Origin of the sequence: Oribacterium sp. NK2B42, from assembly GCF_000424445.1 — a bacterium.
Lineage (GTDB): Bacteria > Bacillota > Clostridia > Lachnospirales > Lachnospiraceae > Oribacterium.
Genome location: NZ_AUJX01000039.1, coordinates 26,140 through 36,497, shown reverse-complemented (window position 1 = coordinate 36,497; position 10,358 = coordinate 26,140). Strand labels below are relative to the sequence as shown.

At 44.7% G+C, this 10,358-nt stretch carries 8 protein-coding genes and 1 tRNA gene; 8 read left to right on the top strand and 1 reads right to left on the bottom strand.

Features of this window, described 5'->3' with window-relative positions:
- Window positions 1-183, bottom strand: a 183-nt coding sequence (gene tnpA / locus G625_RS0110790) for an IS200/IS605 family transposase (RefSeq protein WP_029201132.1), incomplete at its 3' end; no start/stop codon positions are given.
- Between the two features lie 429 nt (window positions 184-612).
- Between tnpA and G625_RS0110785 the strand changes: the two genes are divergently transcribed.
- From G625_RS0110785 to ilvA, 8 genes are all read left to right on the top strand, one after another.
- A tRNA-Pro gene (locus G625_RS0110785) sits at window positions 613-686 on the top strand.
- 216 nt (window positions 687-902) lie between these two features.
- Window positions 903-2,174, top strand: coding sequence for an O-acetylhomoserine aminocarboxypropyltransferase/cysteine synthase family protein (locus tag G625_RS0110780; protein WP_029201131.1), 1,272 nt, complete (start codon window positions 903-905; stop codon window positions 2,172-2,174).
- Between the two features lie 99 nt (window positions 2,175-2,273).
- Window positions 2,274-3,653 (top strand): NAD(P)/FAD-dependent oxidoreductase, encoded by a 1,380-nt coding sequence (locus tag G625_RS0110775; protein ID WP_029201130.1) that lies wholly within the window; start codon window positions 2,274-2,276, stop codon window positions 3,651-3,653.
- Window positions 3,654-3,965: 312 nt separating this feature from the next.
- Entirely contained in the window at window positions 3,966-4,985 is a 1,020-nt protein-coding gene (gene ilvC / locus G625_RS0110770; RefSeq protein ID WP_029201129.1) for a ketol-acid reductoisomerase, read from the top strand.
- Window positions 4,986-5,062: 77 nt separating this feature from the next.
- Window positions 5,063-6,382, top strand: coding sequence for an ATP-binding protein (locus tag G625_RS0110765; RefSeq protein ID WP_029201128.1), 1,320 nt, complete (start codon window positions 5,063-5,065; stop codon window positions 6,380-6,382).
- A gap of 548 nt (window positions 6,383-6,930) precedes the next feature.
- Window positions 6,931-8,589, top strand: coding sequence for a biosynthetic-type acetolactate synthase large subunit (gene ilvB, locus G625_RS0110760; RefSeq protein ID WP_029201127.1), 1,659 nt, complete (start codon window positions 6,931-6,933; stop codon window positions 8,587-8,589).
- Window positions 8,590-8,705: 116 nt separating this feature from the next.
- Complete coding sequence (gene ilvN, locus G625_RS0110755; protein ID WP_029201126.1) at window positions 8,706-8,960, top strand: acetolactate synthase small subunit; 255 nt, start codon at window positions 8,706-8,708, stop codon at window positions 8,958-8,960.
- A gap of 172 nt (window positions 8,961-9,132) precedes the next feature.
- Window positions 9,133-10,341, top strand: a complete 1,209-nt coding sequence (gene ilvA, locus G625_RS0110750) for a threonine ammonia-lyase (protein ID WP_044932374.1) — start codon at window positions 9,133-9,135, stop codon at window positions 10,339-10,341.
- Window positions 10,342-10,358 lie beyond the last annotated feature (17 nt).

The following is a 10,358-nucleotide window of genomic DNA, read 5'->3' as shown; positions in this document are numbered from 1 at the left end:
TACATGATCTGTCATTGTAGCCGCCTTAATTATTGTTACGCCTTCCATCTTGCACACTTTTCCTAATATCTGTCCTACCTCCGCTTGTAGTTTTCCATACATTACTTTACGTCTGTATTTCGGAATGAACACGATATGATATGTGCAATTATACTTGCTATGTGATAAACTTTGATTGTCCATTGGACCTAATCCTCCGTTTCAATTAGTGTGGTTTGCTAGACCTGCACTTATTGTACATCGGAGGTTTTAGTTTATGTTACTCCGTTTATCGCTTCCGCTTTTATTGCTCCCCCAGCTCAGCTGGGGGATTAAGACTGTTTCATTTAAATAAGATATATCTTAAACCTATATATCATATTCAAATCATTATAACTCACTTAGGGTCATTACGTAAAATTAAGATTACAACGCAAGCAATATTTGCCGTTTTAAAACAAAAATCTGTACTTTTAATCAGTTTGTCATAACAGTTCAGTCGGTGGACCAGGGGGGACGGGGTTGGTGGTCCACCGACTGAACTGTTACCGCTTGTCGAGAATTATTTCAGAAAAAAATAATCAGAACTTGACACATCTCCATTGCTTTGCTAAGATTTCATTTGCACAAAAGCGATGCGTGGCTCAGCTTGGTAGAGCGCTGCGTTCGGGACGCAGAGGTCGCAAGTTCGAATCTTGTCGCATCGACTAAAAAAAAGAGTTTTGGGTTTCCCAAAACTCTTTTTTTGTGCCCGGTGGATTAAAGGGTGATATCAGCCATAACATATAATTAATTTTACAAGGTAACGGTGATGCGCTATCATGAATAGGTAAAAGTAAGTGGGTGTCAAAGCTGTTTGTCACCCACTTATGACGTGTTTAAATTCACATTAACAAATCATCCAAAAGGAGCTTCGCAAACTAATGAAAAAAGAAACAAAATGCATTGAAGCCGGCTATACACCAAAAAATGGCGAGCCACGCATGATACCTATATATCAGAGCACCACCTTTAAGTACGATACAAGTGCTGACATGGGAAAGCTTTTCGATCTGGAGGCTGAAGGATACTTCTATACAAGACTTCAGAATCCTACCAATGATTACGTTGCTGCAAAGATCGCAGCCCTTGAGGGCGGAACAGCAGCAATGCTTACATCTTCAGGTCAGGCGGCAACATTTTTCTCTGTTTTCAATCTGGCAAGTGCAGGAGATCATGTGATCGCATCTTCAAGTATCTATGGCGGAAGCTTCAACCTTTTTAATGTCACCATGAGGAAAATGGGCATAGATTTCACTTTTGTGGATCCGGAATGCTCAGACGAAGAGCTGGAAGCAGCATTCAAGCCAAACACAAAGTGTGTTTTCGGAGAGACCATAGCAAACCCCGCTCTTATAGTTTTAGACATTGAGCGTTTTGCCGATGCAGCCCATAAGCATGGCGTACCTCTAATCATCGACAACACCTTTGCAACACCTATCAACTGCAGACCTATCGAATGGGGAGCAGATATCGTAACTCATTCAACCACAAAATACATGGACGGTCACGATGCAACAGTAGGCGGTGCCATCGTTGATTCAGGTAATTTTGACTGGATGGCTCATGCTGACAAGTTCCCGGGACTCTGCACACCGGATGATTCCTATCACGGCATCACCTATGCAGAAAAGTTTGGCAAAGCAGGCGCCTTCATCACAAAGGCCACAGCACAGCTCATGAGAGACCTCGGTTCCATACCTTCACCTATGAACTGCTACATGCTGAACCTTGGACTTGAGTCCCTTGCTGTCAGAATGCAGAGACATTGTGAAAATGCACAGAAGGTTGCCGAGTTCCTTCAGGCTAATGAGAAGGTGGCTTATGTAACATATCCTGGACTTAAGGGCGACAAGTATTATGATCGCGCTAAAAAGTACATGCCGGACGGCACCTGCGGTGTTATTTCCTTCGGTGTGAAGGGCGGAAGAGCAAATGCTGAAGAGTTCATGAAGCGCCTAAAGCTCGCTATCATCGCAACACACGTTGCCGACGCGCACACCTGTGTTCTTCATCCCGCATCCTCAACTCACCGTCAGATGACAGATGAAGAGCTTCTGGCAGGCGGAATCAAGCCTGATATGATCAGACTTTCAGTCGGCATCGAGAATGTTCAGGACATAATCGATGATCTTTCACAGGCACTTAATGCTTAATGATTATACGAAGACACTTTATGCTTTTGCCAAGGTACTTTACGCTTGACTTTTGTCGTAAGCAAACTGCAAATGGCAGCCTTTTTAAGGAGAAAATCAATGAACACTAATTTTGACGTTATAATAATCGGCGCGGGACCTGGAGGTATATTCGCGGCCTATGAGCTTATGAAACTGGACCCACAGCTTCAGATTGCAGTTTATGAATCCGGCAATCCTCTGGAAAAGAGAAAATGTCCCATAGACGGTGACAAGATTAAGTCCTGCATCAATTGTCCTATCTGCTCCATCATGAGCGGTTTCGGCGGTGCGGGAGCCTTCTCTGACGGTAAGTACAACATTACCAATGCTTTCGGCGGAACTCTCTACGAGCACGTAGGTCGTGACAATGCTATCGAGCTTATGAAATATGTTGACAACATTAACATGAGCCACGGCGGCGAGGGCACAAAGCTTTACAGCACCTCAGGATCCGAGTTTAAAAAGAAGTGTATCCAGAGTAAACTTACACTCCTTGATGCATCCGTAAGACATCTGGGAACCGACAAGAACTATGTGGTTCTCAAAAATATGTATGAAGAAATGAAGGATCACATCAAATTCTTCTTCAGAACACCTATCGAAAAGGTTGAGAAGCTTGAGGATGGCTATGAGGTGTCCTTTAAGGACGGTAAAGCCACCTGTAAATACTGCGTCATCTCTGTAGGCCGAAGCGGAAGTAAGTGGATGCAGTCAGTATGTGAAGAGCTTAATATCCCGACCAAGTCAAACCGTGTTGACCTTGGTGTCCGTGTAGAACTTCCGGCGGTTGTATTTGAGGATATCACCAGTGCGCTCTACGAAGGAAAGATCGTTTACCAGACCCAGAAGTTTGAGGATTCTGTCCGTACCTTCTGTATGAACCCCCGTGGTGCGGTTGTTAATGAAAACACCAACGGCATCATCACAGTAAACGGTCACAGCTATGAGGATCCTTCACTTCAGACCGAGAATACAAACTTTGCGCTTCTGGTAAGCAAGCATTTCTCAGAGCCTTTTAAGGACAGTAACGGCTACGGTGAAAGCATTGCCCGCCTCTCCAATATGCTGGGCGGAGGAGTTATCGTACAGAGATTCGGAGATCTCGAAAGGGGACGACGCAGTACCGTTAAGCGTATAGAAGAGGGCACTGTAAGACCTACCCTTAAGGCTACCCCCGGCGACCTGAGTCTCGTTCTTCCAAAGCGAATCCTTGATGGAATCATCGAGATGATCTACGCTCTCGATAAGATCGCTCCGGGTACTGCCAATGATGACACCCTGCTTTACGGTGTAGAGGTTAAGTTCTACAATATGGAAGTTTCTGTTGATGAGAAGCTTGAGACCATTTATCCCGATCTCTTTGTAATAGGAGACGGAAGCGGTGTTACCCATTCGCTTTCACATGCTTCAGCAAGCGGAGTATATGTAGCGAGAGAGATTGCTGAAAGAATAAAATAATATTTCTAAAATTGTTTGAGAAAACGCGGATTGAATGTAAACATTCAATCCGTTTTTTTGCCACAATAGCCATCCACCGGGGACGGTTTCTCACCGGCGAGAAACCGTCCCCGGTGGATTCCAACTGAGCTTGACGGATGATTCTATGCCTGATACAGGACTTATGCAGCAGGTTATACATTCTATGAAGTTATAATATATTATCTTCTCATAATTCATGTTGCATTTTGATTGTGCAAAAACTATAATTTTACTAAATTACAAGCGATATAAGCTTATGAGTTAATTACTATATTTTGGAGGATTTTAAAAATGGCAGAACCAAGATTATTTTACGAAAAAGACTGTGACATATCTTTCCTTAACGGCAAGAAGATCTGCATCATCGGATACGGATCACAGGGACATGCTCATGCACTCAATCTTAAAGAGTCAGGCTGTGATGTAGTCGTTGGTCTTTATGAGGGTTCAAAATCAAAGGCTAAGGCAGAATCACAGGGTCTCACAGTACTTCCTACAGCAGAGGCTGTAAAGCAGTCAGACGTCATTATGATCCTCATTAACGACGAGCTTCAGGCAGATATGTACAAGAAGGATGTAGAGCCAAACCTTAAGGCCGGCGATATGCTTATGTTCGCACACGGCTTCAATATCAACTACAAGCTCATCGTTCCCCCTGCAGATGTTGATGTAGCTATGATCGCTCCTAAGGCTCCGGGACATACAGTTCGTTCAGAGTATCAGGCAGGAAAAGGAACTCCTTGTCTCGTAGCTATCCATCAGGATGCTACAGGTCATGCACTTGACAAGGCTCTTGCTTACGGCGCAGGCATCGGCGGCGCACGTGCAGGTATCCTTGAGACAACCTTCAAGACAGAGACAGAGACAGATCTTTTCGGTGAGCAGGCAGTTCTTTGCGGTGGTGTTTGCGCACTTATGCAGGCAGGTTTCGATACTCTCGTTGAGGCCGGCTATGATCCAAGAAATGCTTATTTCGAGTGTGTTCACGAGATGAAGCTTATCGTAGACCTTATCTATCAGTCAGGTTTCGCAGGCATGAGATATTCTATCTCCAACACAGCTGAGTTCGGTGACTATGTAACAGGTCCTAAGATCGTTACAGAGGATACCAAGAAGGCTATGAAGAAGATTCTTTCAGATATCCAGGACGGAACATTTGCATCTGAGTTCCTTCAGGATATGAACAACGGTAAGGTTCACTTCCAGGCAATGAGAGCAAAGGCTGCTCAGCACCCTACAGAGACAGTTGGTGCAGATATCAGAAAGCTTTACAGCTGGAACAACGAATCTGACAAGCTCGTTAACAACTAATAGTTTTCACAAAGATGTTTTTAGGCCGGCTGTTTTAAACGCCGGTCTTTATTTCTATTCAGGCACGGAGGTGAATAATGCTTGAAATACTTGACCATCTCATCTTATACAACAATGTAAAACATGACCGGACTCTGAGAACTCTGGCGAAAGCGGAGAATCTCCTGAGATACAATGAGCAGCAGTCTGTTCAAGAGCTTCTTTCGGAGTGCCTGGATGAGGTTCACTACATCATGGAGACTGCAACAAAATACGGTTTCACTGAGAATCTCTGGGCAGCCTACATTAGCTTTCTCATCATGAATGATGAAAATCCTCTTGCTCTGGTTTCCGAAAACAGTGTGATTCCAAGAGGCTCCGCCTCCGAGATAGCTCTCGGAGATTGCCGGTATCTTATGGACCTGATTCATTATGATTTCTCCTTCCTTGAACTGAAGCTTGGGATCAGCTGTATGAAAAAGCTGCAGTCCTATAAGGCTGTGCAGAAGCACGAGAGAATGTATTACAGCTACATTTCAAAAACCGTAAACTCTCTGAAGGTCAGACTTCTCTCGGCCGGTACTCGGGAGCGCTTTTATGATGCCATCTCGGAATACTATGAAAACTACGGCGTCGGAATGTTTGGTCTCAATAAAGCTTTCCGTATCAGAAATAATATTGACGGTTCTCCTGAGCTTATCCCTATCAACAACCTGGAGTCGGTAAACTACGATGACCTTGTGGGATATGAACTGCAGAAGAAGCAGGTCTATGACAATACCCTTGCTTTTGTGGAAGGGAAGAGTGCCAACAACGTACTTCTCTATGGCGATGCCGGGACCGGAAAGTCCACCACCATCAAAGCAACCCTCAACGAGTTTTACCCTAAGGGTCTCAGACTCATCGAAATCTACAAGCATCAGTTCAAGGATCTTTCATACGTGATTTCAAAGGTCAAGACCAGAAACTATAAATTCATAATCTACATGGATGACCTTTCCTTTGAGGATTTTGAGATCGAATACAAATACCTTAAGGCAGTCATCGAAGGCGGCTTCGAAACAAAGCCGGATAACATTCTTATTTATGCCACCTCCAACCGCCGTCATCTCATAAAGGAAAACACAAAGGATCGTGACGATATGGGAGTAGGCGGAGATGTATTCCACTCCGACACCCTGGAAGAGAAGCTGTCTCTTGTGGACCGCTTTGGTCTCAACATCCTGTACACCAAGCCAAGCATGCAGGAATTCCAGCAAATTGTCATCAATCTCGCAAAGAAATATCACATCGATATGGAGGAGAAAGAGCTTCTTGCCGCTGCCAATGTCTGGTCCGTGAGAAAGGGTGGCCACACCGGAAGAGTCGCACAGCAGTTCATCAATTCCCTGAATCCGGGAAAGACTGCCACACCATAAGTTTTGAACCTTTCGAAAAAGCCGCCCGGTCTTCAATCTCAAAGCATAACAGCCATAACTTATTGATTGTTGACATGCCATACTTATAAAGTCATAATTGTTTTATATATTTTAATGAAAGGCACGCAAAGAAGCATGAATAATTATAGTGTTATACTAGCAGTCATTATTATTCTCGTGAACATTATTGTCATTAGCAATAATGCTTATTTGTGTAAAGCTTTTCAGGAGATATAAAGTCATGACGCGCTTTTAAACCTTGCAGCTTTACAACTGCAAGGTTATTTTTTTAGCAGGGAACTTCCTCTTCTTAATGAAGAAAAAGCCGTCGAAAATCCATGATATTTATTCGAAATAGTTGTATAGTTATATTTGTGATTTATAGTATTAAAACTTATTATATCCGCAATAAAGCCGTCACGCGGGCGCTGTGTATACACAAATGCACATGTGAGGGTTACACGGGATCCGAAAGGTATCTGCCGGATTCTGCAGCGTTTTAACGACTCATATCATAGGATTATTATCACCTTCAAAGGAGAACTAAGATGAGATTAAAGGGAGCACAGATTCTGATCGAAGAACTTGTCAAGCAGGGCGTTGATACCGTGTTCGGTTATCCCGGAGGCGCAGTTCTCGACATCTATGACGAGCTGTATAAAAACAGTGACAGGATCAACCATATCATTTCAGCTCACGAGCAGGGCGCCTGTCACGCAGCAGACGGCTATGCAAGAGCCTCCGGTAAAACCGGAGTAGTTATCGCAACTTCCGGTCCGGGTGCCACCAATCTTGTTACCGGCATCGCCAATGCAAACCTTGATTCAGTTCCGCTCGTTGCCATCACCGGTAATGTTTCCATCAATGCTCTGGGCCGTGACAGTTTCCAGGAAGTAGACATTGTGGGCATCACCCAGCCGGTGGTAAAGCACAACTTTATGGTACGTTCGGTTCAGGAACTGGAGCAGACCATCAAGGAGGCATTTCTCATTGCAAACTCCGGAAGAAAGGGTCCTGTACTTATAGATATTCCAAAGAATGTCCAGACCGACATGTGTGAGTACGGTATCGCAGTTGTTCCCCGCATGCCGGATAAGCCAAAGGTTCCTTACGTTAAGGAAGCTGCGCTGGAGGCTATAAAGAACTGCAAGAGACCATTTATATATTGCGGCGGCGGCGTTCTCGCATCAGGTGCGGAAAAAGAGGTTCTGGAGCTTTCACATCGACTGGATGCCCCCATAGGACTCAGTATGATGGGCAGAACAGCAATCCCGGATTCCTATGATTATAACCTGGGAATGTGCGGAATGCATGGACAGTACGCAGCCACAAAGGCTCAGGCAGAATGTGATCTGATGCTGGCTATCGGTGTGCGATTCTCAGACCGTGCAACGGGAGATATCAGTGAATACACAAGAAAATGTACCGTCATTCACATTGACATAGACAAGGCTGAGTTCGGAAAGAATGTAAGCCCCGATGTCTGTCTCCAGGGTGAGATAAAGGGTATCCTTCAGGATCTTCTCAAGGACATCCAGGGGGTTCGCCACAAGGAATGGAGAGAAGAGGTTGAAGAGTTCAAGAAGACCAGAATCCCGGATCGTCCCGGAGAGTTCTGTCCGAAAAACATCATTGAAACTGTCAGAAAACATGTTCAGGATGACACAGTCGTTGCTACCGATGTGGGGCAGCACCAGATGTGGACAGTACAGTTCTATGATTTCGAACAGCCCCGTACCTTACTTACCTCAGGTGGCCTCGGTACCATGGGCTATGGACTGGGCGCCGCAATCGGAGGCTGCATAGGTTCAGGCCGTAAAAGAACAGTTCTTTTTACTTCAGAAGGTTCCTTCGGTATGAACCTGAATGAGCTTTGTACAGTTGTAAGCCAGGAGCTTCCCATAACCGTAGTTATCCTTGATAACAATGTTCTCGGCATGGTACGTCAGTGGCAGGGCATTTTCTACGAAGGCAGATATTCTCAGACTACTCTCGCAAGAAAAACCAACTTTGCAGCCCTTGCGGATGCCTTCGGCTCAAAGGGCTACTCTGTATCAACTCTTGAAGAGCTTGAGAAAGTACTGGAAGAGACCGATAAAGAACCGGCTGGCTCCTTCGTTATAGACTGTCATATAAGCGAGGATGAAAAGGTTCTTCCTATGATCCCGCCAGGAAAGTCAATAAAGAGCATTATTCTTAAAGATTAAAGTCTCATTACCCGACGTCATCGTGGGAACTGCAGGTTGAAGCATTTATAATGATATTTCGAAGCAGTTTAGTACAGACTGCCTAAACCAGTATATTGAAAGGAACAAAGCTAATCATGGAAGAGAAATTTATCATTGATCTTTGGGTAAATAATCGTTTCGGTGTACTTAACAGAATTACAGGTCTTTACTCAAAAAGAGGCTATAACATCGAGACGATCCACGCCGGCCCGACAGATGTTCCCGGTGTAACCAAGATAGAGATCGTTTCCACAGGAGACGACTATATGAGAACTCAGGTTATTTCACAGCTTGAAAAGCTGTATGATATCAGAAAGGTTGACCTGAGAACAGAATTCAAGGAAGACTAAATAAATCAGAGGGCACTATCCCTCACACTCAGAGGCCGGACGATCTTGCAGCACATTACATAACAGCTTTCTGAGATTGAAATCAATCTACGATTTTCGAGGCTTTCATACAGAAGATCAATTCTTCAGGAAAACACCCAAAGATCGCAAAATTTGGGAGGACTAAAAAATCATGAACGAACTTACACTAGACCGCGTATACCAGGCAGCACACGTACTCAAGCCTGTCATCAACAAAACCGAACTTGTACATGCAACCAGGATCGATGCAGGCTGCGACCTTTATCTGAAGGCTGAAAATCTTCAGAATACAGGTTCTTTCAAGATAAGAGGTGCTTACTACAAAATCTCAACCCTTTCACCGGAAGAGAAGACAAAGGGAGTTGTTGCCTGTTCTGCAGGAAATCATGCACAGGGCGTAGCATTGGCAGCTCAGAGAGCAGGAATCAAGTCAACTATCTTCCTTCCTGCCATAGCACCTATTTCAAAGGTTGAAGCCACAAAGAGCTTTGGTGCCGAGGTTCGCATGATAGACGGGGTATATGACGATGCCTATGCAGCATCTGTTGCATATCAGAAGGAGTCAGGGGCTGTATTTATTCACCCGTTCGATGATATTGATGTCATCGCCGGACAGGGAACTATAGGTATGGAAATCTGCGACCAGCTTGCAGATGCCGATGCAGTTGTAGTTCCTATCGGAGGCGGCGGACTCATTTCAGGTGTAAGCTTCGTTGTTAAAAAGCTGAACCCTAACTGTAAGGTATACGGAGTTCAGGCAGAGGGAGCTCCAAGCATGGCTGAAGCCATCAAGAACAAGAAAATCGAACCTCTTAAGACGGTTCACACCTTTGCAGACGGTATCTCTGTAAAGTGTCCCGGTGATGTAACTTATGACATGGTAAGCAAATATGTAGATGAAATAGTAACAGTTACAGATGATGAGACAGCTGCCGCAATTCTTACACTTATGGAGAAGCAGAAGGTGGTTTCAGAGGGTGCCGGTGCCGTTTCCGTAGCTGCAGTACTTTTCAATAAGATTCCTGTTGCGGGCAAGAAAGTGGTCTGCGTAGTATCAGGAGGAAATATCGACGTTAACATCCTTTCACGAGTTATAAACCGCGGTCTCATCAAGACCGGAAGAAAGGCCGACCTCACTTTAGAGCTTCTGGACAAGCCGGGTCAGCTTGAAGAGGTTTCACACATCGTTGCATCCATGGGTGCCAATGTCACAAAGGTTGACCATAATTCCATCTCCATGGGAACAGACATCAATGGTTGTTACCTCACTCTCCAGATGGAGACAAGAAACTTCGAGCATATCGAAGCAATCCGCCAGAAGTTTGTGGAGGAAGGCTTCAAACTCATAAACAGACCCTGATAAAGTCACAAGCCGTT